We start from the raw sequence: 24,771 nt of genomic DNA on the forward strand, positions 1-24,771 counted from the left end.
GACAGATAAAAATCGAGAAAACTGATTTATTACTGAAGCAGTCTTAAATTTGGCATTCAAAATATATCAACCTGCTTCGGCTTATTTACTGCTAAAAATCTAGCATGACCATACAAGAAAACATCCAAAAAGGCCTCCAACTTGCCTTTCAAAATATCTTTAATCATTCAGTAGAAACCCAAGATTTGGCTTTGGCCCCAACCCGGAAGGAGTTTGAAGGGACATATACTTTTGTGGTTTTTCCCTATTTGAAAATTTCCAGAACTACTCCTGAAAATACCGCGACTTTACTCGGTGAATACCTTCAGGAAAATGTCAAAGAAGTAGCAGGCTTCAATGTGGTCAAGGGTTTCTTGAATCTTGTGCTCAATCAAAGTTCTTGGTTGGACCTTTTTACAAAAATCTACCAAAACTCTTCCCGAGGCCAAATGCCTTCCAATGGTAAGCGGGTCATGGTAGAGTATTCTTCCCCAAACACCAATAAACCCCTTCACCTCGGGCATTTAAGAAATAACTTCTTGGGTTATTCTGTGGCTCAAATTCTGGAGGCGAATGGCTATGAAGTGATCAAATCCAATCTGGTCAATGATCGGGGAATTCACATTTGTAAATCCATGGTCGCCTATCTCCGATTTGGAAATGGAGAAACTCCTGAGTCATCCGGACTAAAGGGAGATCATCTTGCTGGAAAGTATTATGTGCTTTTTGACAAAGAGTACAAAAATGAGATCAAGGAACTGATAGCGTCTGGACAGACAGAGGAAGCTGCAAAGAAAAATGCTCCAATCTTGCTTGAAGCTCAGGAAATGCTTCGAAAGTGGGAAGCAAATGATCAGGAAACAGTCGCTCTTTGGAAGCAGATGAATACTTGGGTCTATGCAGGCTTTGATGAGACTTACCGAAAAATGGGCGTGGAATTCGACAAGTTTTATTACGAATCTGATACCTACCTACTCGGTAAGGACATAGTAGAGGAAGGCTTGCAAAAAGGCGTCTTTTTCAAGAAAGAGGATAATTCCGTTTGGGTAGACCTGACTGATGAAGGGCTTGATGAAAAGCTGGTTCTTAGAGGTGATGGGACTTCGGTTTACATCACCCAGGATATGGGTACTGCGGATTTGAAATATGAGGACTTCCAGATCGATAAGTCTGTCTATGTGGTTGGAAATGAGCAGGATTATCACTTTGATGTGCTTTTCAAAATTCTCAAAAAGCTAGGCCGTCCATATGGCGAAGGTTTGTATCATCTTTCCTATGGCATGGTAGATTTGCCTACCGGCAAAATGAAATCCCGCGAAGGGACAGTGGTAGATGCAGACGACTTGATGCAAGAAATGGTCGATACTGCTGAAAAACACACTAAAGAACTGGGGAAAATTGAGGGATTCAGCGCTGAGCAGGCAGAGGAGCTTTATCAGATTTTAGGACTTGGAGCCTTGAAATACTTCCTTCTGAAAGTGGATCCGAAAAAACGAATGCTCTTCAATCCGCAGGAATCCATCGAATTTCAGGGATTTACCGGGCCATTTGTCCAATATTCCCATGCTCGTATCGCCTCCATCCTACGCAAGGCCGATCAGATTGGAGTAGATTATCAAAATCCGGATTTCACAGGAATTGGATCTATTGCTCAGTCCGAATCTGATTTGATCTACCTGCTCAACGAATTTGAAAATAAACTCAGACTAGCTGGTGAGGAATATTCGCCATCGATCATTGCGCATTACCTCTTTGAATTGGCTAAGGAGTATAATCGCTTCTATGCGGATCAACAGATCTTTGCGGAGGAAAATCCCGAACTCGTAGCCTTCAGAGTTGCACTTTCTAAATTAACCGCCCAAACAATCAAAAAAGGGATGGGTTTATTGGGCATACAAGTACCAGACCGAATGTAATATGCAAAAGCTTTTAACTTTCATTTTTGCCCTTGGCATCCTGTCCTGTGGCCGAACACTAGAAAGACCTGAGAATCTTCAGGCAGGAATGATACCCGTAAATACGAAAACTATGGAATCAGAATTTTACAATTTCAAATTGAAAGACCTGGATGGCAAAGAGGTGAACTTTGAGCAATTCAAAGGGAAGAAAATCCTTGTGGTGAATGTAGCATCTAAATGTGGCTACACTCCTCAGTATGCTGCCTTACAAGAGCTGCACGAGAACTTTGGAGATAAAATCCAAATTCTTGCCTTCCCTGCCAATAACTTTGGGGGACAAGAGCCTGGTTCAAATGAGGAAATCAAAGAATTTTGCTCTACCAATTACGGGGTGACTTTCCCGGTTTTTGAAAAAATATCTGTGAAGGGATTTGATAAACATCCTCTCTACAGGTGGCTTTCTGATGAAAACCTAAACGGTTGGAATAATCAAGAACCAACCTGGAATTTCTGTAAGTACTATATCAATGAAAAAGGAGAATTAGAAAAATTCTTCCCTTCATCCGTCGCTCCATTGGATGAGGAAATCTTGGCATTGGTAGGAGCTTAATTCAGAATCTTAGTGAAGCACTCCATTACAACAAAAAAAGAAGCCTGGCTGCATGCAGTCAGGCTTCGTACTTTACCTTTGGCCTTGGCCAGTATTTTTGCGGGATCAATACTTGCCGCTTACTACGGGATTTTTAGATGGGAAATTCTAATTCTGGCCTCCTTAACCACCATTTTTTTACAAATCCTCTCCAACTTATCCAATGATTATGGGGATACGGTTCATGGGGCTGATTCTCAGGAACGTGAAGGGCCTGTAAGAGCAGTTCAGTCTGGGCTGATCACTTTGTCCGAAATGAAAAGAGCCATGTATCTTTTTGGGATGCTTTCATTCATATCTGGAATCAGCCTGATCTACCTAGCTTTGAATGATTGGATCTTATTTAGTGTATTCTTGGGATTAGGAATTTTAGCCATTTGGGCATCTATTTCTTACACCTCGGGCGGAAATCCATACGGTTACCTAGGATTGGGAGATTTATCGGTATTCCTGTTTTTCGGAATCTTGGGAGTAGCAGGAACGTATTTTCTGCATGGTTTAGAGCTTAATTGGCCCATATTTTTAATAGGCGGATCTTTGGGCTGCTTTAGCACGGCAGTTTTGAACATTAATAATATCAGGGATATCGAGTCAGATCAAAAAGCCGGAAAACGCTCCATCCCCGTGCGAATTGGCAGAAAAGCTGCCGTGAATTACAACTGGATCTTAATAATAGGCGGGTATGTTCTTTTGATGATCTTTTGCCTGAGTACTGGAACCTACAGTGGATTACTTTCAATTATAGCATTAGCTGTGATGATTCCGATTGGAATGGGAGTACAAAAAGCCAAAAACCCGAAAGAAACAGATCCATTTCTGAAAAAAATGGCATTGAGCACCTTACTTTGGGTCATCCTTTTGGGTGTGGGCTTATTGCTTTTTTGAAATCGAGCCTGCCAAAAGGAGACAGGCACTTCACAAGCGAGACACACCGGGATACCCCGATGGATCGGAGAATTCCGACGAGATTCCATAGCCTGCCCCGACTATTCGGGGTGGCCTTTGAAAATCAAATTATATGCACATGAAAGCTGATAAAAGTCCTTTTTTGCTAAGGAAATTATGCTAATTTGGCATAAAACATTAATCCAAAAACCATGACTAAAGTACTTGTACCTTTTGATTTTTCGGAAGAAGCCCAAAACGCATTGGATTTTACTTTGGCTTTTGCCAGTAAACTCGATAATGTTTCCATAGAGGTTCTTCACGTCTTAGAGATTCCCGCTACCACTAGTATGGGCACCATGGGCGGAGGTGAAATGATGGGAGATATAGAGAATCAGATTTTTTTCGTAGAACTCATGGACAAGCGAAAAAAACAGCTGAGTGATTTAGAAGCTGCTCATCAGAATAAACCTTATGCCTTTAAAAGCACCATCAAACTTGGTAATGCTTTCAAGAGTATTCAATCATCCATCTTGGAAGAAGATCCGGATTTAGTTGTCATGGGTTCTAAAGGCTCTTCAGGTCTGGAAGAAGTATTGATCGGATCAAATACAGAAAAGGTAGTTCGCACGGCCCGCTGCCCTGTCGTGACCATCAAATCTAAAGTCAACCCATCAGATTTGAAAAAAATAGTCTTTGCAAGCGACTTTAGAAGCAATTCAGCTGAAATCGCAGCTCGACTGAAAAGATTGCAGCATATTTTCGGGGCTGAGATTTTCTTAGTGATTGTCAATACACCAGGGAATTTTGAAACTACCAGAGAGTCCATTTCCAGAATTAAGCGATTCGCTAAAGAATTTGGATTCGAAAATGTGAAAGCAGAGGTCTATAATTCTACTTCTGAAGAAAATGGCATCATCGAATTTGCCGAGGATATAGATGCAGATCTAATTGCTATGGCCACTAGTGGGCGTACAGGCTTCCTGCATCTAATCACTGGCAGCATCGCTGAAGATGTAGTCAATCATGCCAAGCGGCCTGTTTGGACGCTTCGGGTAGAAGATTAATTCTTAAAAAAGACAGTACTAAGAGACTGTCTCAAAGTGTATTTACGTCATCGGGATCCCGACAAAGTCGGGAGAAGCCCGCCTACCGGAGGACAGGCGATCTCATTGTTGATTTAACTTAGTCAAGATAGATTGCTTCCCCGCCGCGGCGGATCGCAATGACGAAAGTCTATTGAGACAGACTCTTTTTAATTTTAAAGCATGGGAAGAAAAAATAACGATTGGAAAAAGCGAGACGGTGTAGTCTATTCTACCTCCTCGGATTTTGATTTCAATTACGACTCAGAAGAAACATCGGATACCCTCCCTCCTCAGCAGCAGAATCTAAAAGTCATGCTGGATAAAAAAGCTCGGGGAGGAAAGCAAGTGACGTTGGTGTCTGGATTTGTTGGGTCGGAAGATGATTTGAAGGAGCTTGGAAAAACGCTCAAATCCAAATGTGGTGTTGGCGGCTCTGCAAAAGATGGAGAAATCTTAATTCAAGGTGACCATCGGGACAAAGTCCTGCAAATTCTAATTGAGCAAGGATATAAGGCAAAAAAATCAGGAGGCTAATTCATGCCTTCCTATCGACTTTTTCAGGCAGGACTTTTTCCTTTTTTACCTTTTCTGATTGCTGAGGCAAAGGCGATCCGAAAAAGCAAACCCATCCCTCCTGCCCAAAGCAATCATTTGATTTTAGGAAGTGGCGACAAAAAACTATTGGTTTTTGGAGAGTCAACTGCGGCAGGTGTCGGAGCTAGCAAACCCGAAAAAACGCTCGCTGGACAAATCAGCTTTCATTTTGGTCAAGATTTCCAAGTGATTAATCTGGGTAAAAACGGCCTGCAAGCCAAAGATTTTTTCAATGAGTTTGGGGAAGAGATCAGTAATCTAAAAGGTCATATAGAGGGAGTTTTTCTTTTTATGGGAGCCAATGACTGCTTTAGACTTACGGAACCCTCAAATTACAAAAGCCTGCTTCTTGAAATTATCAATCATTTCCAGAAGAACTTTTCCCCGGAATGGATCTATCTGGCAGCCATCCCTCCTGTGAATAACTTCCCGGCATTTTCTCCAAGAATGCAGTTTTTCCTTCGCAAGCAGCGAACATTTTTGACCAAAAAAATGGAGGAGATCAAAGAAATTTACCCCAATATTATTTTTGAAGAAATAGACCTGAAGCTTAGCACAGAGTTTTTTGCAAGTGATGGAGTTCACCCATCCGACATGGGTTACGAAGCCATTGCCCAATTTGCCATTGATGGAATAAAAAGATGGCAGGCTAAAGTCTAGCCTCATTTTCCTTAAATTCTGCCCCAATTTTGATTTGAAACTATGAGACTACTTCATCTCCCAATTCTATTCATTCTCTCCTCATTGATTTTCTCCTGTCAAAATTCCAAGATCCAAGAGGAATTGATTTTTGACGAGGCAGCCCAATTTCGGTTGGATTCGACACTTGAGGCTTTCGTATCTCAAGGAAAAGTGGCTGGACTTTCTGCTTTGGTTTTTGAAAAAGGGCAGGAGCGCTATTTCAACGCATTGGGATATGCAGACAAGGAGGCTAAGCGAAAAATGAACAGGGAGACTATGGTTCAAATTTACTCCATGACTAAGCCAATCACCGGAGCAGCACTTATGAAGGCCTATGAGCAAGGGCTTTTTGAACTGGATGATCCACTGGAAAAATACCTGCCTGAATTTGCAAAAATGAAGGTATATCAACGGGTAGATGAAAATGGGGAAATGATTTTGACGGAAGCCCAGCGATTCATCACGGTACGGGATATTACTAGGCACACTGCGGGCTTCCCCAATCGAGACAATATTCCCGGTCTCAGCGAAGTCATGGCCGAAAAGGATGCTAGAAACTTCGAGAACAGCCTCAGTGATATGGCTTCCAAAATTGCGAGTACTCCACTTTGGTTTGAACCGGGCACTCAGTGGGAATATGGACTGAGCGTAGATATGCAGGCCTATTTGCTGGAGAAAGTGACCGGAGTTCCTTATGAGCAATTTGTGAGGGAAAACATTTTGGATCCTCTGGAGATGAATGAAACCATGTATTTCGTCCCAGAAAATTACCGGGATCGCATGGCTGCCGTTTACCAAAAAACCGATGAAGGTGGAGTCGAAAGACAAAATGATTCGATTTCTTATCGCTTTAGCTACAAAAATTGGCCTTTGACACCAGGAGGATTTGGCCTGAGCAGCACGATAGATGATTATTTGAAATTTGCCAAAATGCTCCTCAATGAGGGAAAGCATGAAGAGAAAACCATCCTTAAGCCAGAGACTATTCAATTGATGGCTACCAATCACCTCCCCGATTCGATCCCGCTTGATAAGCGATCCTGGCTACCAAGCAAGGGTCAAGTGGGGTTTGGGATTGATTTCGCTGTGCGAACAGCTGCTCCCCAAGGTCCGGAAGAGAATCCGGGAGAGGTAGGAGAATTCTTTTGGGATGGAGCTCTGAGCACCTTGTTTTTTGTCGATCCAACCAATGAGCTAATCGCCATTTTATTCGTTCAATTAACCCCCTACGATGGAATTGGACTACATCATGATTTCCGGCAGGCCATTTATGGTCCTTGGAAACCATCAAAAAATTAATCTTGCAGAAAACTATATCAAGCTTTGTATGTTTTGAATCGGTGGTTAACTTTGAATTCGAAATGAATTACTCCAAAGCACATAGCGCTTATTTTTATTCACATGCCTTTCAGGTTCATGTGCATCATTTCCATCATTCCTCTTGAGAGGAATATTACAAACACCCCACCCGGTGACGCTGATGATAGGGATTCGGCCTTTCACCACCATTTTACACAATCATTACATTTCTTAGCGTAAATTTATTCATGGAAAAAATTATCCGTATAGCCGTCCAAAAAAGCGGTAGACTCTCTGAAGATTCATTGAAGTTGATCAAAGAGTGTGGCATCAAATTCTATAATGGAACCGGAAAATTAAAATCCACCTCCACCAATTTCCCAATTGAGTTTTTATTCCTCCGGGATGACGATATCCCAGGCTATGTTTCTGATGGGGTTGCTGACTTAGGGATCGTGGGTGAAAACGAACTCGTAGAAAAGAACAAGGAAGTAGAAACGCTCAAAAAATTGGGTTTCTCAAAATGCCGGCTTTCTCTTGCCATTCCAAAGGGAGAAAAATACCCTGGAATTGACTACTTCGAAGGAAAAAACATTGCAACCTCCTATCCAAAGATTCTGGGCGATTACCTTCAGAAAAAGAATATCCAGGCAGAAATCCACGAGATCAGTGGCTCTGTAGAAATTGCTCCAAGCATAGGGCTTGCCGAAGGGATTTGCGACATTGTGAGCTCCGGCTCTACCTTGATGATGAATGGACTGAAAGAGGTTGAGGAAATCTTCAATAGTGAGGCTGTATTGATCGCCAACAAGGAATTGGCAGATTGGAAAAAAGAGATTGTGGACAAGCTCCTATTTCGAATCAATGCCGTCCAAAAAGGAAAAAGCAACAAATACGTCCTTCTGAATGCACCCAATGAATCTCTGGACAAAATTATCAGCCTGATTCCAGGAATGCGTAGTCCAACCATACTTCCTTTGGCTCAAAAAGGCTGGTCTTCTGTTCACTCAGTGATCAGTGAAGACCAATTTTGGGAAAATATAGAAGAACTCCGTGCTGCAGGAGCTGAAGGCATCTTGGTAGTTCCAATCGAGAAAATGGTAATTTGATCAATTAGCAAGCATTAAAACAAAAAGCTGATGAACATACTCGTCAATCCTGAAGAGAAAGTTTGGAAGAAAGCGGTTGAGCGACCTGTATTCAAGACCAAGCAAATCAATAAAATCGTCAAGCCTATTCTCCGAAAAGTGAAAAGAAATGGAGATAAGGCATTGATCAAATATGCCTATGAGTTTGACCATGTGGAGTTAGAAAGTCTCTTGGTCCCCCAGTCTGAAATCAAGGCAGCGGCTGATGAATTAAGTCCTCAACTCAAGGAAGCAATCCAAAAAGCAAAGGCAAATATCGAACGCTTTCATCAAGCTCAACAGAGCCCAGAACTGATCGAAGAGGTCATGCCAGGTGTGGTCTGCCGACGAAAGAGTGTAGCCATCCAGCGGGTGGGGCTTTATATTCCTGGAGGTACGGCACCACTTTTCAGCACAGTTCTAATGCTTGGTGTTCCTGCCAAAATAGCCGGATGTAAGGAAATTGTACTCTGCACCCCTCCCAATGTAGAAGGCAAGGTTCATCCGGCCATTATCTACACTGCTGATTTGATCGGAATCCATAAAATTGTCAAAGTTGGAGGTGCTCAAGCAGTTGCCGCCATGACATTTGGAACCGATATTGTCCCTCAAGTGGATAAAATCTTCGGCCCGGGTAATCAATTTGTGACTGCAGCCAAGCAAATGGTAACCAAATATGGAGTTGCAATCGATATGCCTGCGGGACCATCTGAAGTTTTGGTTTATGCAGATGATAGTACACCAGCAGAATTTGTGGCTGCAGATCTTCTCAGTCAGGCAGAGCATGGAGTGGACTCTCAAGTGGTTTTGGTGACTCACAGTGAAAAATTTGCCAAAAAAGTACTAAAAGAAATAGACGTACAACTGAAGGTACTACCTAGAAAAGATATTGCAGCAAAATCACTGGATAATTCCGTTGCTATTGTAGTCAAAGATCTTCAGGAAGCGCTTGATTTGATCAATTTCTACGCGCCGGAGCACTTGATCATCAGCGTCGAAAATGAAGAAGAGGCTGTGGAAGGAATCGTCAATGCAGGGTCTATTTTCATTGGGAAATATACTCCTGAATCCGTGGGTGATTATGCATCCGGCACCAATCACACACTCCCTACCTATGGCTATGCCCGAAACTACAGCGGAGTTTCTTTGGACAGTTTTGTCAAAAAAATCACCTATCAAAAGCTTACGCCTGAGGGAATTCAAAATATCGGTCCCACGGTAGAAGTGATGGCAGAAAATGAACTTCTTCATGCCCACAAAAACGCTGTTACTGTTAGACTTAACTCACTCAAAAAGAATAAGTAATGCCCTTTGATCTAAATTCATTACTTAGGCCTCATATCAAAGATTTGAAGCCCTACACTTCTGCGCGAGATGAGTACAGTGGTAAGGAGGGGATCTTCCTGGATGCTAATGAAAACCCTCTTGGCTCAGTGACTATTGAAAACTTCAATCGATACCCAGACCCCTATCAGACTAGCCTTAAGGTTGAGCTATCCAAGATCAAGGAAGTCGATCCCAAGCAGGTGTTTTTGGGAAACGGTTCGGATGAAGCCATAGACCTACTCTTTCGTGCCTTTTGCAATCCCGGAAAGGACAATGTGATTCTCCTCCCACCAACTTACGGCATGTATGAGGTCAGCGCCAATATCAATGATGTAGAAGTCCGAAAAGTGAGCCTGACCGCAGACTTTCAACTTCAACCTTTAAAGATTTTGGAGGCTGCAGATCATAATTCGAAGATTTTATTCATCTGCTCTCCAAATAATCCTTCCGGAAATAAGGTAAAGCGGGAAGATATCTATTTTCTCCTGCGAAATTTCCCAGGACTCGTGGTAGTTGATGAAGCCTATATCGACTTCAGTGATGAACCTAGCTTTACTACCGAACTGAAAAACTATCCCAACTTACTCGTGATGCAAACTTTCTCCAAAGCCTGGGGATTGGCGTCGCTTAGACTGGGTATGGCTTTTGGAAGTGAAGAAATCATTCGAATACTGAATAAAATCAAGCCTCCCTACAATATCTCAGGACTGACTCAGGATACTGTTTTGCATGCTTTGAAAGATAAAGGCAAGGTAGATTTGATGATCAAAGAGATCTTGGCCGAGCGGGATTTCTTGGAGTTGGAGCTGAAAAAGCTTCCATTCGTAGAGAAAATCCACCCTTCTCATGCTAATTTCCTTTTAGTGAAGCTTCCTCATGCAAATCAGGTTTATGAAGACTTGATCAAAGAGAAAATCATTGTGCGGAATCGTGCCAAGGTTACTTTATGTGAAGACTGTCTCCGAATTTCAGTTGGGACAAGAAGTGAAAATGAGGCTTTTATTGAGGCTCTGGCAGGAATTGGAAAATTGAAAAATTTAAAGATTTAAAAATTAACCTCCTGACGAATTAGGAAAGGATGACTTGTGATTTCCAATTGTCCTGTCTGGATTTACACTAAGATTGTTGTTGATTACGATTTTGCGAGGAGCAGTCCTAAAAAAAAAAGTTAAGTATTCATCCTAGAAAGCGACGAAGCCTGCCTTCCGGAGGGCAGGCAATCTTAAAAGTGCATGATTAGAATTCACAATTGCCATAAAAAAAATATTTATAGATGAAAAAGAAAGTGCTTTTCATAGACCGGGATGGTACCATCATCAAGGAGCCACCCACTGACTTTCAGGTCGACAGCTTGGAAAAGCTGGAATTTATCCCGAAAGCCATCTCAAACCTTCGCAAAATAGCAGAGGAAACGGATTACCATCTAGTCATGGTAACCAATCAGGATGGTTTGGGTACGGACTCATTTCCCGAAAAGGACTTTTGGCCGGCACAGTTCAAAATGCTCTTAACCCTTGAACAAGAAAACATCACCTTTGATGCCGTGCATGTAGATAAGACCTTTGAGCATGAAAATGCACCTACACGCAAACCAAGAACAGGTTTACTGCAGGAATACTTCTCAGACGAATACGATCTGGAGAATTCCTATGTGATCGGGGATAGATTGACCGATGTTCAATTGGCTGAAAACTTAGGAGCCAAAGCCATCTTCATCGGAGATTATGAACCAAAAGCTGCGCTTTCTACCAAGGATTGGGACGAGATTTACACCTTCTTGAAAATGCCTCCACGAAAGGCTACAGTCAGTCGAAAAACCAGCGAAACCGATATTCAAATCAGTTTAAATCTGGATGGAAATGGCTATTGCAAGATTAATACAGGCTTAAGCTTTTTTGACCATATGTTGGAGCAGCTTGGCAAGCATGGTTCGACTGACTTGGAGATACAAGTGAAAGGCGACCTGCACATTGACGAGCATCACACCATTGAGGACACGGCCTTAGCATTGGGAGAAGCATATTTGAAGGCCTTGGGAGACAAAAAAGGGATCTATCGCTACGGTTTCCTATTGCCCATGGACGATGCCTTGGCTCAGGTAGCGATCGATTTTGGAGGAAGACCTTGGTTGGTTTGGGAAGCTGAATTCAAGCGTGAGAAAATTGGTGATATGCCCACAGAGATGTTTTACCATTTCTTCAAATCCTTCTCAGACACTTCCAAGTGCAATCTGAATATTAAAGTAGAAGGAGACAATGAGCATCACAAAATCGAAGCAATCTTCAAAGGACTCGCCCGAGCCATCAAAATGGCAGTGATGCGCGACCCCAGAAATATCAATCAATTACCAAGTACAAAAGGAGTACTTTGATTTTGAGTTGATACTCCCATAACTGGAAGGTAAATAAGCTTTTAACATAAATTTGGATTTGAATTAGTACTTGTGCTTTTTCAAATCCATATTTTTTTTGTTTATTTCGGTATGCTACGAAATTTTAAAACTATTCTCACACTGTCAGTCTTGGTATTTTTTAGCTCCTGCAGATCAGAACTTTATGAAGCTGAAGAACTATTTGACGGAAAACGCTACGAGGAGGCTATTTCTTCCTTGAATGCCTACCTCTTTTTTCATGTGACCGATGTAAAAGCATTCCATCTCCGTGCCCGAGCAAAGGAAGAATTGGGTGATATTCCTGGGGCTATGGAGGATTACGAACGCATTATTCAACTTGATAATCAATACGCTCAAGCCTATGCGGGCATTGGGATCATCCTTTTTAATCAAGAGAAATACAAAGAGGCTGAATTATGGCTACTTCGCGCAGCCAAGACCGATGCAGAGGATTTTAATATCCTCTATCATTTAGGCAGGGCCCTTTTGATGAATGAAAATTACACCCTTGCGGAAGAGTTTTTCCTTAAAGCTAAGGAACTCAATGAAAAGCACCCTCAACTCCACTTTTACACCGGAATGGCTCGAGCCTTTCGTGGGGATGTGCTCGGTTGCGCGGCTTCCTTCAATACCTACGTAAATTTGGAACCCAACAATATGGTAGGACGCTACAATAGAGGTTTTGCTTTGATGCGTGCAGGTTATTTAGAATGGGCTTTGGAGGACTTTGATGCGGTACTTAAGACCGATCCAAACCACACAGAGGCATTGGGTAAGAAAGGCATTTGCCTGGCTCAATTGGGAAAAACTGAAGGATGCAATTACATTCAGCAAGCTGCATCCAAAGGTTCGGACTATGCCCAAAGCCATTTGGATCTCTGCTCTTAAGCCAATTTTGATTGAATAGCCTCCCGATAATTGGGCATGGCTTTTTCACTCAATCCCAAAAACAAATATGGCTCAATCAGCTCCAATTCCATCAAGTAAAATCCTGTATCCCTCATCACACCATCTACTCGGGCGTAAAGCGATTCGCTCGCAAACTCTTTCACAAAACTAGTAGCTGTTTCCAGCATAGGCTGATCAGGATTGATTTCTTGAATAGTTCCTCCAAAATAATGTTGCACCCGAAAATCTTCCTTCTTCGGAGTTTTTAAAACAGCATGGGAGAATTTCCCATCGAAAAATATCAGGGAATATTCTCCAACCTCAGCTACTTCCTGTACAAAAGGCTGGGCTAAAAATGATTCATTCTCCATAAGACCTTGAATTTGGTCCTGCTGGGCAATCGCTTTCTCTAAATCCAGTCGAAAAGTATTCTTTGCTCCCCCACTGACCAAGGGCTTGATGACAAACTCTTTCACCGCCAAGCCATCCATTACTGCCTTAGGGTCAAACTTGCTACCCATTTCCAAAAGCTTTCCAGCTATTGCCGGAAAGCCTTTTTTCTCCATTTCCAGCAAGTAGGCTTTGCTACTGTTCCATCGGATAGTTTTCAGATCATTGAAAACCGGGATTTTCAGCGACTCCATTCGATCCATCCACTGCAAAAACTCTGGATAATAATCGAAATAATCCCATACAGATTTGATCAACAACGCGTCATATTGAGCCCAATCTACCTTTGGGTCCGACCAAGGCATGATTTCATTGTCAAAACCCAAGTCTGAAAGTGTTTTGGATAATATCTGGTCCTCATCGATAGTATTGGCATCATAGGCCCCTGTAGACACGTAACTGACGATTCCGATTTTCTTTTGCATGATAAAATTTTGCCCAAAAGTAAGGTTTAACGATATTTTGTACGGACCGTTCTTCAAAAATCGCCTCGAAGAATTACTTTTGGGCTTTGCTCTACCTATGAAACACCGAAAGCTGGTCATCATTCCTACCTACAACGAGTCCGAAAACATTCAGGACATGGTTCGCACTGTGATGAATTTGGATGGTCATTTCGAACTGCTCGTCATTGATGATGGATCTCCGGATGGCACAGGTGAATTGGTCAAAGGCTTACAAACTGAGCTTGGTGGCCGTCTTCATTTGATCGAGCGAAAGGGAAAATTAGGCCTGGGGACAGCCTATATCACGGGATTCAAGTGGGCCTTGTCCCATGGCTACGACTACATCTTTGAAATGGATGCGGACTTCTCCCATGATCCTAAGGACTTGATCAGACTGTACCAAGCTTGTGCAGAGGAAGGATTTGACATGGCCATTGGAAGTCGGTACATCACCGGAGTAAACGTGGTTAACTGGCCGATTGGTCGGGTGCTGATGTCCTATTTCGCCTCAGTCTATGTTCGCTTTATCACGGGATTACCGATCAGTGATTCGACGGCTGGTTTTAAGTGCTATCACCGAAGTGTTTTGGCAGGTATAAAATTGGATGAAATTCGATTTATCGGCTATGCCTTTCAAATTGAAATGAAATTCACCGCCTGGAAGCTAGGTTTCAAAATCAAAGAAGTCCCGATCATTTTTACAGACCGAACGAGAGGCACTTCCAAAATGAGCAAAGGAATTTTCAAAGAAGCGGTTTTTGGCGTGATTTGGATGAAAATCAAAAGTATTTTTTCTCCTTACCAACTCAATCAAAACGAATGGACTGAATCGGGTTTACCCGTGAAATAACAATCACCGGAATCCACAGCACCAAGGCTGTTAAAATCGTGATCCCAATATTCAGACCGATAAAGACAGGCCAATTCCAATCTATCGGCACATAGCTCATATAATAACTCTCTGGATTGAGTGGGATAAGGTGAAAATAGTATTGCAAGACCCCAATGCCCAATCCCAAGGAATTCCCAATCAGAAGTCCACGTCCCAAAATCCGCATTCCATTCCAAAAGAATATTTTTCGGATCTGAAGATCCCTTGCTCCCAAGGCTTTCAGCAATCCAATCATCTGCGTACGCTCCATGATGAGAATAAAAAGGATGGCTCCCATATTAAAAACAGCTACAAAACCAATTAAAATCAAGAAGACGTACACGTTGGTATCCAGCAACTTAAGCCAGTCAAAAATCTCCAAATATTTATCATCTGAGGGAATTAATTTCAAGTCCAAATCCAGTACATCCTCAATTGACCGGGTGAGCTCTGGACTTGATTGACCTTCCAAAAAGATCTCTAAGCCTCCTACCTGATCTTCTTTCCACCCATTCAGGTTGCGAATGGTTTGAAGCTCTCCGATGATGATTTTTTGATCAAAGTTTTCTAAAAATGTCTCATAGATCCCCACAACTTCCACCCTTCGATAGCGAGGAGGATCCTGCACAAAGTATAGCAGAATTCTGTCTCCCACTTCCAAAAGCAGACGATTAGCCAAATAGCGACTGATTACAATTTCATTGGATGTGCCGTTTTGAGGAATGCTTAGAAATCGTCCTTCAACCAGGTATTCTCGGAAACCCAAGGTATCAAAGTCACTGGAAACCCCTTTCATCAAGACACCTTCCACTTCCTCTTCCCCTTTCATCAATGCCGCTTTATGGGCTACTTGCTGCACTCGTTGAATTTCCGGGATGTTTTGATAAATCTGAGGGTAGTTGGGTTTTAGAGAAAAAGGGTTTTCCTCAAAGGAATTGCTCATCGTAAAGCGCTGCACCTGATAATGTCCCGTGAATCCGTATACCTTATCGGAAACCGTCTTTTGAAATCCTCCCAAAATCATGAATGCGAGGATGGAAACGGCAATTCCAATTCCCAAACTTCCCACGGCGATTTTATGAATCGTCGCGGAAAAACCGCCTGTCCGGCTAAAACTGATTCTTTTGGCAATGAAATAGGAAAGGTTCAACAGAGTGGTTTAATTTGTGAAGACACAGCGCAAATTAGCATGAAGAAGATGAAAAAATTAATCCAATTCGGTTTTTTGTCAATTTTGATCCTTTCAATCAGTTTTGGCTCCACTTCACTTTTTGCTCAGGTACTGACTGGTGCTGAGCGACATGAATTATACCTTCCCATGCTGGAGGGGAAAAAAGTTGGCTTGGTTGGAAATCAGACCTCCATTCTTCCCCAGTCCGACAACAAACATGTCGTGGATTTTCTGCTTGAAAATGGCGTTCAAATGAAAAAGGTTTTCGTACCTGAGCATGGATTTAGGGGGACAGCCGATGCCGGAGAAAAAGTAGACAATAGCATAGACCAAAAGACCGGGCTGCCAATTATCTCACTCTATGGAAATAATAAAAAACCCGCAGCGGATCAAATTCAAGATTTGGATGTGATCATCTTTGATCTCCAGGATGTGGGGACCCGTTTTTTCACCTACATCAGTACCATGCATTATGTAATGGAAGCCTGTGCTGAGCAAGGCAAAAAGATCATCATCTTTGATCGTCCCAATCCAAATGGAGGCTATGTGGATGGCCCAATACGAAAGCCGGGTTTTGAATCTTTTGTGGGAATGCATCCCATCCCGGTTGTTCATGGACTTACCGTAGGTGAGCTGGCGCAAATGATCAATGGGGAAAAATGGCTAAAAGGCGGAATCACAGCAGATTTGGAGGTAATTCCTGTGGCTAATTGGACACACAGCCAAACCTACAATCTTCCAATCAAGCCCTCCCCCAACCTGCCCAGTGATCTAGCCATAAAACTCTACCCTAGCACCTGTTTTTTTGAAGGTACCGTCATGTCATTGGGTAGAGGTACCTACGAACCCTTTCAGATGTATGGCTACCCGGATCCAAAGTTTGGAGACTTCACATTCACTCCAGTTAGCATAGATGGAATGTCCAAAACACCTCCCCATCAAGATAAGCTTTGCTATGGGGTTGATCTTCGTGGAGAATCATTAGACCATCATTTTACCCTCAAATACCTACTAGATGCCTATCAAAAATCGGGAATGAAGGAGAAGTTTTTTAATAATTTCTTCAATACACTTGCCGGCACGGATGAACTGAAAAAGCAGATTTTGGCAGGAAAAAGCGAGTCGGAAATCCGAGAAAGCTGGAAGGCAGGATTGGAGGATTTCAAAGCGATGAGAGCGGGGTATTTATTGTATGAGTGAGGGGGATGATTGAAGTTGGAAGAGGGAAGTGTGAAGTAGGAAGAGGGAAGCGTGAAGTAGGAAGAGGGAAGTTGGAAGTTGGAAGTTAGGAGGTTGGGGAGTTTGGGAGTTTGGGAGGTAAGGAAGTTTGAAGTTAGGAAGTTTGGGAGTTTGGGAATTAGGAGGTTGGGGAGTTTGGGAGTTTGGGAGGTAAGGAAGTTAGGAAGTTAGGAAGTTGGAAGTTGGAAGTTTAGGAGTTTGGAAGTTGGAAGTTTAAAGTTAAAACGCATTGAAGTCAAAAGAGGAAATGAGGATTATTTATATGGGCACACCGGAATTTGCGGTGCCGGCCCTAGAAAAGCTAGTGGAAGCGGGTTGGAATATCGTCGGAGTAATCACCGCTCCCGACAAACCTCAAGGGCGAGGAAGAAAATTGGTGGGTTCGCCGGTGAAGCAAGCATCAGAACGTCTTGGACTTCCTATCCTACAACCTACCAATCTCAAAAACCCGGAATTTCAAGAAGAGCTCAAAGGGCTTAAAGCTGATCTACAGATCGTCGTAGCTTTTCGAATGCTTCCCGAATCCGTTTGGAGCATGCCGCCATTAGGCACTTTCAACCTGCATGCTTCTCTCCTGCCCGACTATCGAGGAGCTGCTCCTATCAATTGGGCTATAATCAACGGGGAAACTGAAACCGGTGTCACAACATTTTTCCTCAAGCATGAAATCGACACCGGAAGTATCATTTTTCAGGAAAAGATTGCCATTCTTCCAGAAGACGACTTGGGAATTGTCTATGAAAAATTGATGAATGTAGGATCCGATTTGGTAGTTCGAACGGTGGAAGCCATTTCAAAGGACGAAGTAAAGCCACTTCCTCAGGACGAAAGCAAGGCCCTGCACCATGCGCCAAAAATATTCAAAGAAACCTGTCAGATCGATTGGACTCAATCATCTGAATCCATTCACAATTTGATCCGGGGACTCTCTCCTTATCCTGCAGCATGGACTACACTCCATGATAAAACCTGCAAGATCTTTAAATCCAAATCCCATCCTGAACCATTTCCCGAGCTAAAACCCGGTGAATGGAAAAGCGACGGAAAGAGTTTTCTAAAATTTCAATGTGGAGAAGGACATTTGGAGGTACTGGAGCTGCAGCTTGAAGGAAAAAAACGGATGCGAGTAGATGATTTCTTGAGGGGTTATACGCTATAAAAGTTTCTAATTAAGTCCATTAGGATTTTTAAAGGTTCAATTTTTTTCCAAACTTTAGGTAAACAAAATTTTTATTCAAATGAACTTTAAAAAACTAATTTTCAGCCTATTTCTGGTAGTAGGGCTTGGTTTTTCTACTGAAGCTCAGATTCTCAAAAAACTAAAGCAGGCAGCCGAGCGAGGTGCTACAAATGCTTTGGAGAAGAAAACAGAAGAAGAGATCAATAAGCTCGTCCAGCGCCAAATCGAAAAACAACTCAGCGCTTGGGGAAGTAATGAATCCAGTCCAATCAATATGGACATGGAATCTATTTTTGCAGGAATTGGCGAACCTGTCGACATCGAAGATAGCTATGAGTTTTCCGGGTATATGACCATGGAGATTGTCAGTACCGATGCCAAGGGAAAAACGGAAGACCCGGTCACCATGAAGACCCTTATGACAGACCAGGAGTATACAGCTATGGAGATAAGTGACCCTGAGGCAAATGAAGGTCTGATGACCATAGTATTTGATTTTAAAAATAGTGCCTCTGTCCTATTCATGGATAATGAAGGTCAAAAAAGCAGCTTTGCTTACAAGTTTGACATGAGTAAAATCGCTGATGAAGATATGGATGAGCAAGTTGAGGATTATGATGTGAGCTTTGAAAAAACAGGAAATACCAAAACTATTTTAGGCTATACTTGTGACGAATACGTCGTCAAGAGCGAAGATGGAGAAGGACATTACTGGATCACTCAAGAGCCCATTGAGGGAGTCAGATCCCTTTGGAGTATGGACAGCCCATTGCTTAAAAACGCCACCAAAGAAAAATATGCCAAGCGATTCGCCAATTTACCCTATGGAGATTTTATGGAAATGAGCTTCACCGAAACAGGAGGAGATACGATAGATATGACCGTCATAGAAATCGAAAAAAACAGTCCCAAATCCCTTACCACTTCTGAATATCCAAATGTTATGGAGAGCATGGGCAAGGATTGATTAGCATAAACAAATAACAAAGGAGAGGCGATGAGAATTTCATTGCCTTTTTTCGTTTAATAGTGGCTAGTCATCAATTCTCATTTTTATAAACCAAGCAATCAAGGTAAATTCAGCCTCGATCAAATAATACAGATGAAGCTTACCCTAATAGCCGCAAAAGCAAAAAACAATGTAATCGGGAAGGAAAATGACCTTATCTGGAGATTACCAGCTGATTTCAAGCGATTTAAAGCAATCACAAGCGGGCATTATATTTTAATGGGGAGGAAAACTTTCCTTTCGCTGGGAAAACCACTCCCCGACCGAACCCATTTGGTCATCACACGAGACCCGAAATTTGAAGTACCTGAAGGACATTTTACTTTTGGCACGATCGAAGATGCCTTTACCTTTTGCAATAAATTAGGAGTAAATGAGCTCTTTATCATTGGTGGTGGAGAGATATACTCGCAGACAATAGCTATGGCTGACAAGCTTATCTTAACAGAAGTCGAGGCCGAACCAGAGGGAGACACTTATTTCCCTGAATTTGATCCAAAAGACTGGAAAGAAGTCTTCCGGGAATATCATCCGGTTGACAGCAGGCATCGCTTTGCTTTTTCCTTTGTGGACTATGAAAAAATCGACCGACCATGAGTCAATCCGTCATTTGGATCACAGGAGCTTCATCTGGAATTGGTGAAGCTTGCGCAAAAAAATTCTCCCAAGAAGGTCATGCACTTATTCTTTCTGCGAGAAATCAAGAAGCGCTCGAGCAAGTAAAAAAAAGCTGTCAGCATCCAGAACGCATTCAAGTCCTACCTCTTGATCTATCTGATCAGTCAAACTATGATCAGAAAGTGCAGGAAGCCCTAGGCTACTTCGGTCGAGTGGATGTCCTTTTGCACAATGGAGGAATCAGTCAACGATCTCTGATTTCAGAAACCCAAATAGAAGTAGACCGGAAACTCATGGAGGTGAATTTCTTTGGAACAGTGGCTCTAACAAAGGCCATCTTACCCTATTTTATCCAACAGAGGTCTGGTCATTTTGGGGTGGTGACCAGTTTGGTGGGAAAATTCGCTTCCCCTTATCGATCCTCCTACGCGGCTTCCAAGCATGCCTTGCATGGTTTTTTCGATACACTGCGAGCAGAGCATGACAAGGATGGCATTCGTGTGACGCTAATTTGTCCCGGATTCATCCGCACGCAAGTTTCTGTAAATGCCCTTACTGGAGACGGAAGTCCTCTTGGCCAAATGGACGATGCCCAAGCCAAAGGCTATCCGGCAGAAAAATGCGCTGCAGAAATCTATGCTGCTATCCGAAAAGAAAAAGAAGAAGTCCTGATCGGTGGAAAAGAAACCTATGCTGTGTATTTAAAGCGCTTCTTCCCCCGTATTTTCTCCAAAATCCTTAAAAACGCTAAAGTCAGATAAAATGCAATTGGTAAAAGCCGAGATCATCGCCATCGGTGATGAGTTACTTTATGGCCAAATCGTAGATACAAACAGTCACTGGATTTCTCAGGAATTGGATCTAGTGGGGGTAAAAGTGGTGCAAAAAACAACCGTTGGAGATAAGCGAGAGGATATTTTGGCAGCATTCGAAGCTGCTGAAAAGCGAGCCGATTTAGTCTTAATCACGGGAGGATTGGGACCCACACAAGATGACCTAACAAAGCCACTTTTAGCGGAGTATTTTCACTGCCCAATCAAAGAAGTTCCTGAAGCAGTTGAAGCCATTACGGCCTTTTTCAAGCGAAGAGGGCGGGAAATGACTCCTCTAAATGTACTTCAGGGTCACCTTCCCTCCTGCTGCACCTACGTGCCCAATGAGGTGGGAACTGCCCCCGGAATGTGGTTTGAGCGAAATGGAACCTACTGGATGTCCATGCCGGGTGTTCCCCATGAGATGAAAAAACTCGTGAAGGACTTTGTTTTACCCAAATTACCGACGCTTTTTGACCTGCCCGTGATCTATCACAAGGTGATCAAAACAGCAGGAATCGGAGAAAGCTGGCTGGCAGATATGATCAATGATTGGGAAAACGCACTTCCTGAAAACATTAAATTAGCCTACCTTCCTTCTTTGGGACATGTCAAACTGCGCTTGACCGGCTTTGGAACTAACCATCAGGAGATACAGCAAGCGGTGGAAAAGCAAATCCAACTGGTACTTCCAAGGATTCAGAAATACGTTTATGGATTCAATGAAGAACGGCTTGAGACAGCCATTGGGAAACTTTTGAGAGAAAGTGGGAAAACCGTAGCTTTGGCTGAAAGCTGTTCGGGAGGATATATTTCCCACCTCATTACAACGGTGCCCGGAAGTAGTCAGTATTTGCAAGGAGCGGTCGTTCCCTACCACAACGAATTCAAGGAAAAAATCCTAGGCGTATCCGCCAAAACCTTGGAAACTTGGGGAGCGGTGAGCGAACAAACGGTCCAGGAAATGAGTAAAGGGGTAAGAGAACTCTTTCATGCAGACTTTGGGATTTCGAGCAGTGGAGTAGCCGGTCCGGATGGAGGAAGTCCCGAAAAACCGGTTGGAACCGTATGGATCGCCTGTGCCGGAAAGGACTTTGTTGAAAGCAAAAAGCTCCAACTTACCCAAGATCGAATGCTGAATATTCAACTGACAGGGGTTGCTGTTTTGAATTTGCTAAGAATCTGCATTGAGAAATATGACAAATAAAATTTTATCTTATCCGTTTTGATGGATGGTAAATAAAATTTAATTTTAAAACTTGATTATAAACCCAATTAAATATCAAAACCAGAATGGCTAGTGTAGAAATGCTCATGCCCAAAATGGGTGAAAGTATCATAGAAGGAACCATCTTGTCCTGGCTGAAAAGCGAGGGAGATGAAATCGAACAGGATGAATCAGTACTGGAAGTAGCAACCGATAAGGTCGATACAGAGGTACCGGCTACTCATGGGGGGATTTTGAAAAAGATCCTGGCCAAGGAGGGTGATGTCATCGCGGTGGGTGCTCCGATTGCGATCATCGAAACTTCCGATGAGGTAGAAGTTCCTGCAGCCGCGCCTAGTGATACGCAAAAAGAAGAATTGGTAGCTGCTGCTCCTGATAACACAGCATCTATTCTCAGTGAGCCTGAAGTGAGTTCTGCAGACGTCTCTAGCAAGGATGGACGCTTCTATTCTCCTCTGGTCAAAAGTATTGCAAAAGAAGAAGGCATCTCAGCTGCTGAGTTATCTAAAATTCCAGGCACAGGCAAGGAAGGTAGAGTGACGAAGCAAGACATGCTTTCTTATTTGAAAAATAGAAAAGCTACACCGGCACAGGAAACCGCTGCTGCTCCTGCCCCATCCATTGCAGAACCTAAACCGGTTCCTGTAAGTATTTCAGCATCTGATGAGATCATCGAGATGGACCGAATGCGTAAGATGATTGCGCAGCGAATGGTAGACTCCAAGCGTATTTCTCCTCATGTTACTTCCTTCGTGGAAGCAGATATGACAAATATTGTTCTATGGAGAGAGAAAAATAAGCATGCCTACAAGGAAAAGTATGGAGAGCCTATCACCTATACCCCATTCTTTATCGAGGCCATTGCAAAGGCAATCCGGGACTTCCCGATGATCAATATCTCCGTGGATGGAGATCGAATTATCAAAAAGAAAGCCATTAACATTGGTATGGCGGTGGCTCTACCTTCTGGCAATTTGATAGTGCCTGTGATCAAGAATGCAGATCAGCTGAATCTAGTTGGTATCTCCAAGCAGGTAAATGATCTAGCCAACCGAGCGAGAAATAACAAGTTGAATGGAGATGACCTCGCTGGAGGAACTTATACGGTCTCGAATGTAGGCTCCTTCGGAAATGTAATGGGAACTCCGATTATTCCACAGCCTCAGGTCGCAATTATGGCAGTGGGTGCCATTGTGAAAAAACCTGCAGTAGTCGAGACTCCAACCGGCGATGTAATTGCCATCCGGCATAAGATGTTTCTCTCTCACTCCTATGACCACCGGGTTGTAGATGGCTCCCTAGGCGGGATGTTTGTAAGGCGAGTAGCAGATTATCTGGAAGCCTTTGATATGAATTCAAGTTTTTAATCAGAATCCCGGGAGACCGGGATTTTTTTATGTCTTAATGGTGAAAGCTTTACTCTTGTAAAGAAAAAAAATGAAATACACCTAAGGTAAAATACGCTTCGCGCCTGCCTGCCGTGCAGGAAATATAGCTCTCTTCGGTCGGTGAAATAAAAAGCGCTGAAGACATAGCAAGACGAAGAAGAATCTGAATTGAAGAAATACGATTTAGGAAATACGATATTTTCGTCTCAATTGACCTGAAATCATTTCTCTGATGGACATCTTCTCTCTTGGCTGTTTTAATGTCGAATGATTAAATAATTTGAAAATTGAAAAATTGGAAAATTGGAAAATTTTTAAAACCTGCCTAATGTAATGAATTGCAGAATAGACTTCATCTTTCCGATTTGGGAATAAGTTAAAAATTGAATTCTCATTACCGGAAGAGAGGAAAAAAGCGCTGAAGTACCAGTCCGCCGTGCTGGACGCGAAATATATCAGCCCCTGGTAAGCAAGTCGAGGTACGAGGCGCAGCGCAACCCAGGGTAAATCATACAATTCCAATCCCAGCGCTGGCCCAAGATCTCAAAATGGAAACGAATACTAAGGGCCAGCAAGAGCATAAGAAATCCCGGAATTAGAATGCCGTACCTATAGACCTGTCTGACTCCAGGCAGGCACGAACGGCGGCAAAGAAATACACCTTTGTTGAAATACGCTTCGCGAAATACACCAAAGGTGAAATACATCTCATTTCGGTTGGTGAATTACAGTAGCGAGAAGAGTACTGAAGGAACGACTTTTATAAGCCCTGGGTAAGCAAGTCGAGGTACGAGGCGCAGCGCAACCCAGGGTAAATCATACAATTCCAATCCCTGCGCTGGCCCAAGATCTCAAAATGGAAACGAATACTAAGTGCCAGCAAGACGAAGATGAATTCCTAATGGATTGGGAAGTTGGAAAAGGAAGATAAAAGCAAGAAGTACCTCGGGTAAGATGGAAGGGATTCTGTCTTTGATAGTAAGTAAGAGTAAAAATGAAACCTAAAACAAAAAGCAAATGAATATAATCAGTGAAATAAAAGAGCGGGCTATGGCACCTACTCCACCTTTCTTTGAATGGATAAAGAAGATCGGTTTATTAATCGCTGCGGTGGGCTTGGCGATTATGACAGCTCCGGGGGAGGTACCTGAAATCCTTCAGGTTTATGCCGGTCATGCTATTACGGCAGGCACCATCCTGGTGAGTATCTGTCAACTAACCGTAGATGAGAAAAAGCTGGAGGAAAGACTTCTCCAAGCTATTGACTAAGAGACCTATTAAATTGAAAAAACCGGGTAGCAGGTGGCTATCCGGTTTTTTTGACTTTGACAAAACGTCCGAAGTGAAGAGTAAAATTCTAATTAGCGAAAGGAAGGAAGCTGAAGGTAAAATTTAAGCATTCGAGGTTCTGAGTTTTGTTGAATCGGGGAATTACCGAATCGGGGAATTGTCGAATTGAGTGGTTCGGGGTTCGGAGTTGATATCGAACTGATGAATTGTCGAAAGTTGAAAAGTAGCTGCTAAGTGTTAAGGGTTAAGGGTTAAAAGTTTCG

24 protein-coding genes are annotated in these 24,771 nt (G+C 42.8%); 21 read left to right on the forward strand and 3 right to left on the reverse strand.

The features are described from left to right. The first annotated feature begins 104 nt into the window (after positions 1-104). The 7 genes from argS (at position 105) to G457_RS0107095 (ending at position 7,073) form a co-directional block, all read left to right on the forward strand. Entirely contained in the window at positions 105-1,895 is a 1,791-nt protein-coding gene (gene argS / locus G457_RS0107065) for an arginine--tRNA ligase (RefSeq protein ID WP_026945845.1), read from the forward strand. A gap of 112 nt (positions 1,896-2,007) precedes the next feature. Continuing rightward, positions 2,008-2,487 carry a glutathione peroxidase gene (locus G457_RS0107070; protein ID WP_394373335.1) on the forward strand — a complete coding sequence of 160 codons (480 nt, stop codon included), beginning with the start codon at positions 2,008-2,010 and terminating at the stop codon, positions 2,485-2,487. 12 nt (positions 2,488-2,499) lie between these two features. Next, positions 2,500-3,411, forward strand: coding sequence for a 1,4-dihydroxy-2-naphthoate polyprenyltransferase (locus tag G457_RS0107075; protein ID WP_026945847.1), 912 nt, complete (start codon positions 2,500-2,502; stop codon positions 3,409-3,411). 212 nt (positions 3,412-3,623) lie between these two features. Then, positions 3,624-4,478 carry a universal stress protein gene (locus G457_RS0107080; RefSeq protein WP_026945848.1) on the forward strand — a complete coding sequence of 285 codons (855 nt, stop codon included), beginning with the start codon at positions 3,624-3,626 and terminating at the stop codon, positions 4,476-4,478. Positions 4,479-4,679: 201 nt separating this feature from the next. Beyond that, complete coding sequence (locus G457_RS0107085) at positions 4,680-5,033, forward strand: translation initiation factor (protein WP_026945849.1); 354 nt, start codon at positions 4,680-4,682, stop codon at positions 5,031-5,033. A gap of 3 nt (positions 5,034-5,036) precedes the next feature. After that, positions 5,037-5,753 carry a GDSL-type esterase/lipase family protein gene (locus G457_RS0107090; protein ID WP_026945850.1) on the forward strand — a complete coding sequence of 239 codons (717 nt, stop codon included), beginning with the start codon at positions 5,037-5,039 and terminating at the stop codon, positions 5,751-5,753. Positions 5,754-5,795: 42 nt separating this feature from the next. Then, positions 5,796-7,073, forward strand: a complete 1,278-nt coding sequence (locus G457_RS0107095) for a serine hydrolase domain-containing protein (protein WP_026945851.1) — start codon at positions 5,796-5,798, stop codon at positions 7,071-7,073. A gap of 45 nt (positions 7,074-7,118) precedes the next feature. Here G457_RS0107095 and G457_RS22745 read toward each other — a convergent pair whose 3' ends face one another. After that, positions 7,119-7,277, reverse strand: a complete 159-nt coding sequence (locus tag G457_RS22745) for a hypothetical protein (RefSeq protein WP_155847099.1) — start codon at positions 7,275-7,277, stop codon at positions 7,119-7,121. A gap of 44 nt (positions 7,278-7,321) precedes the next feature. On the opposite strand from G457_RS22745, the gene hisG reads away from it, so the two are divergent. The 5 genes from hisG to G457_RS0107125 all read left to right on the forward strand — a co-directional run bounded on the left by hisG (position 7,322) and on the right by G457_RS0107125 (position 12,806). Continuing rightward, positions 7,322-8,182, forward strand: a complete 861-nt coding sequence (hisG, locus tag G457_RS0107105) for an ATP phosphoribosyltransferase (protein WP_026945852.1) — start codon at positions 7,322-7,324, stop codon at positions 8,180-8,182. A gap of 30 nt (positions 8,183-8,212) precedes the next feature. Then, on the forward strand, positions 8,213-9,505 hold the full coding sequence (hisD, locus tag G457_RS0107110) for a histidinol dehydrogenase (RefSeq protein ID WP_026945853.1): 1,293 nt from the start codon (positions 8,213-8,215) through the stop codon (positions 9,503-9,505). After that, positions 9,505-10,575 carry a histidinol-phosphate transaminase gene (hisC, locus tag G457_RS0107115; RefSeq protein WP_026945854.1) on the forward strand — a complete coding sequence of 357 codons (1,071 nt, stop codon included), beginning with the start codon at positions 9,505-9,507 and terminating at the stop codon, positions 10,573-10,575. The genes hisD and hisC overlap by 1 nt, the downstream gene beginning before the upstream one ends. Positions 10,576-10,799: 224 nt before the next feature. Next, positions 10,800-11,897: a bifunctional histidinol-phosphatase/imidazoleglycerol-phosphate dehydratase HisB gene (hisB, locus tag G457_RS0107120; RefSeq protein WP_026945855.1), complete on the forward strand. Its 1,098-nt coding sequence runs from the start codon at positions 10,800-10,802 to the stop codon at positions 11,895-11,897. A 111-nt stretch (positions 11,898-12,008) separates the two neighbouring features. After that, entirely contained in the window at positions 12,009-12,806 is a 798-nt protein-coding gene (locus G457_RS0107125) for a tetratricopeptide repeat protein (protein WP_026945856.1), read from the forward strand. Here G457_RS0107125 and G457_RS0107130 read toward each other — a convergent pair. After that, positions 12,803-13,681, reverse strand: coding sequence for an ATP-grasp domain-containing protein (locus G457_RS0107130; protein ID WP_035483363.1), 879 nt, complete (start codon positions 13,679-13,681; stop codon positions 12,803-12,805). The two genes, G457_RS0107125 and G457_RS0107130, sit on opposite strands and share 4 nt — an antisense overlap. Before the next feature lie 97 nt (positions 13,682-13,778). Here G457_RS0107130 and G457_RS0107135 point away from each other — a divergent pair, with 97 nt between their 5' ends. Then, positions 13,779-14,552, forward strand: a complete 774-nt coding sequence (locus G457_RS0107135) for a polyprenol monophosphomannose synthase (RefSeq protein ID WP_026945858.1) — start codon at positions 13,779-13,781, stop codon at positions 14,550-14,552. Here the strand turns inward: G457_RS0107135 and G457_RS0107140 are convergent. Further along, positions 14,509-15,723 (reverse strand): ABC transporter permease, encoded by a 1,215-nt coding sequence (locus G457_RS0107140; RefSeq protein ID WP_026945859.1) that lies wholly within the window; start codon positions 15,721-15,723, stop codon positions 14,509-14,511. The genes G457_RS0107135 and G457_RS0107140 overlap by 44 nt on opposite strands. Positions 15,724-15,771: 48 nt before the next feature. Here G457_RS0107140 and G457_RS0107145 point away from each other — a divergent pair, with 48 nt between their 5' ends. The 8 genes from G457_RS0107145 to G457_RS22750 all read left to right on the forward strand — a co-directional run bounded on the left by G457_RS0107145 (position 15,772) and on the right by G457_RS22750 (position 24,487). Continuing rightward, positions 15,772-16,944 (forward strand): exo-beta-N-acetylmuramidase NamZ family protein, encoded by a 1,173-nt coding sequence (locus G457_RS0107145; protein ID WP_407637259.1) that lies wholly within the window; start codon positions 15,772-15,774, stop codon positions 16,942-16,944. Between the two features lie 286 nt (positions 16,945-17,230). Further along, positions 17,231-18,142, forward strand: a complete 912-nt coding sequence (gene fmt / locus G457_RS0107155; RefSeq protein WP_035483480.1) for a methionyl-tRNA formyltransferase — start codon at positions 17,231-17,233, stop codon at positions 18,140-18,142. 79 nt (positions 18,143-18,221) lie between these two features. Beyond that, entirely contained in the window at positions 18,222-19,130 is a 909-nt protein-coding gene (locus G457_RS0107160) for a DUF4412 domain-containing protein (RefSeq protein WP_026945862.1), read from the forward strand. 135 nt (positions 19,131-19,265) lie between these two features. Continuing rightward, on the forward strand, positions 19,266-19,769 hold the full coding sequence (locus G457_RS0107165) for a dihydrofolate reductase (protein ID WP_035483366.1): 504 nt from the start codon (positions 19,266-19,268) through the stop codon (positions 19,767-19,769). Beyond that, on the forward strand, positions 19,766-20,551 hold the full coding sequence (locus tag G457_RS0107170) for an SDR family oxidoreductase (protein ID WP_026945864.1): 786 nt from the start codon (positions 19,766-19,768) through the stop codon (positions 20,549-20,551). The genes G457_RS0107165 and G457_RS0107170 overlap by 4 nt, the downstream gene beginning before the upstream one ends. 1 nt (position 20,552) lies before the next feature. Further along, complete coding sequence (locus tag G457_RS0107175) at positions 20,553-21,809, forward strand: competence/damage-inducible protein A (protein WP_026945865.1); 1,257 nt, start codon at positions 20,553-20,555, stop codon at positions 21,807-21,809. 86 nt (positions 21,810-21,895) lie between these two features. Beyond that, complete coding sequence (locus G457_RS0107180; RefSeq protein WP_026945866.1) at positions 21,896-23,197, forward strand: dihydrolipoamide acetyltransferase family protein; 1,302 nt, start codon at positions 21,896-21,898, stop codon at positions 23,195-23,197. Between the two features lie 1,038 nt (positions 23,198-24,235). Beyond that, the gene (locus G457_RS22750) at positions 24,236-24,487 is read left to right on the forward strand and encodes a hypothetical protein (RefSeq protein ID WP_026945868.1); all 252 of its coding nucleotides are present in this window, start codon (positions 24,236-24,238) and stop codon (positions 24,485-24,487) included. Positions 24,488-24,771: the final 284 nt, after the last annotated feature.

Source organism: Algoriphagus marincola DSM 16067, assembly GCF_000429405.1.
Lineage (GTDB): Bacteria > Bacteroidota > Bacteroidia > Cytophagales > Cyclobacteriaceae > Algoriphagus > Algoriphagus marincola.

Coding starts and splice junctions, on each gene's coding strand:
- fmt (WP_035483480.1), top strand. CDS start 17,231: ATGAGGATTATTTATATGGGCACACCGGAATTTGCGGTGCCGGCCCTA.
- argS (WP_026945845.1), top strand. CDS start 105: ATGACCATACAAGAAAACATCCAAAAAGGCCTCCAACTTGCCTTTCAA.
- G457_RS0107090 (WP_026945850.1), top strand. CDS start 5,037: ATGCCTTCCTATCGACTTTTTCAGGCAGGACTTTTTCCTTTTTTACCT.
- G457_RS0107135 (WP_026945858.1), top strand. CDS start 13,779: ATGAAACACCGAAAGCTGGTCATCATTCCTACCTACAACGAGTCCGAA.
- G457_RS0107080 (WP_026945848.1), top strand. CDS start 3,624: ATGACTAAAGTACTTGTACCTTTTGATTTTTCGGAAGAAGCCCAAAAC.
- G457_RS0107180 (WP_026945866.1), top strand. CDS start 21,896: ATGGCTAGTGTAGAAATGCTCATGCCCAAAATGGGTGAAAGTATCATA.
- G457_RS22750 (WP_026945868.1), top strand. CDS start 24,236: ATGAATATAATCAGTGAAATAAAAGAGCGGGCTATGGCACCTACTCCA.
- hisB (WP_026945855.1), top strand. CDS start 10,800: ATGAAAAAGAAAGTGCTTTTCATAGACCGGGATGGTACCATCATCAAG.
- G457_RS0107130 (WP_035483363.1), bottom strand. CDS start 13,681: ATGCAAAAGAAAATCGGAATCGTCAGTTACGTGTCTACAGGGGCCTAT.
- G457_RS0107165 (WP_035483366.1), top strand. CDS start 19,266: ATGAAGCTTACCCTAATAGCCGCAAAAGCAAAAAACAATGTAATCGGG.
- G457_RS0107145 (WP_407637259.1), top strand. CDS start 15,772: ATGAAAAAATTAATCCAATTCGGTTTTTTGTCAATTTTGATCCTTTCA.
- G457_RS0107085 (WP_026945849.1), top strand. CDS start 4,680: ATGGGAAGAAAAAATAACGATTGGAAAAAGCGAGACGGTGTAGTCTAT.
- G457_RS0107175 (WP_026945865.1), top strand. CDS start 20,553: ATGCAATTGGTAAAAGCCGAGATCATCGCCATCGGTGATGAGTTACTT.
- hisC (WP_026945854.1), top strand. CDS start 9,505: ATGCCCTTTGATCTAAATTCATTACTTAGGCCTCATATCAAAGATTTG.
- G457_RS0107125 (WP_026945856.1), top strand. CDS start 12,009: ATGCTACGAAATTTTAAAACTATTCTCACACTGTCAGTCTTGGTATTT.
- G457_RS0107095 (WP_026945851.1), top strand. CDS start 5,796: ATGAGACTACTTCATCTCCCAATTCTATTCATTCTCTCCTCATTGATT.
- G457_RS0107070 (WP_394373335.1), top strand. CDS start 2,008: ATGGAATCAGAATTTTACAATTTCAAATTGAAAGACCTGGATGGCAAA.
- G457_RS0107170 (WP_026945864.1), top strand. CDS start 19,766: ATGAGTCAATCCGTCATTTGGATCACAGGAGCTTCATCTGGAATTGGT.
- hisG (WP_026945852.1), top strand. CDS start 7,322: ATGGAAAAAATTATCCGTATAGCCGTCCAAAAAAGCGGTAGACTCTCT.
- G457_RS0107160 (WP_026945862.1), top strand. CDS start 18,222: ATGAACTTTAAAAAACTAATTTTCAGCCTATTTCTGGTAGTAGGGCTT.
- hisD (WP_026945853.1), top strand. CDS start 8,213: ATGAACATACTCGTCAATCCTGAAGAGAAAGTTTGGAAGAAAGCGGTT.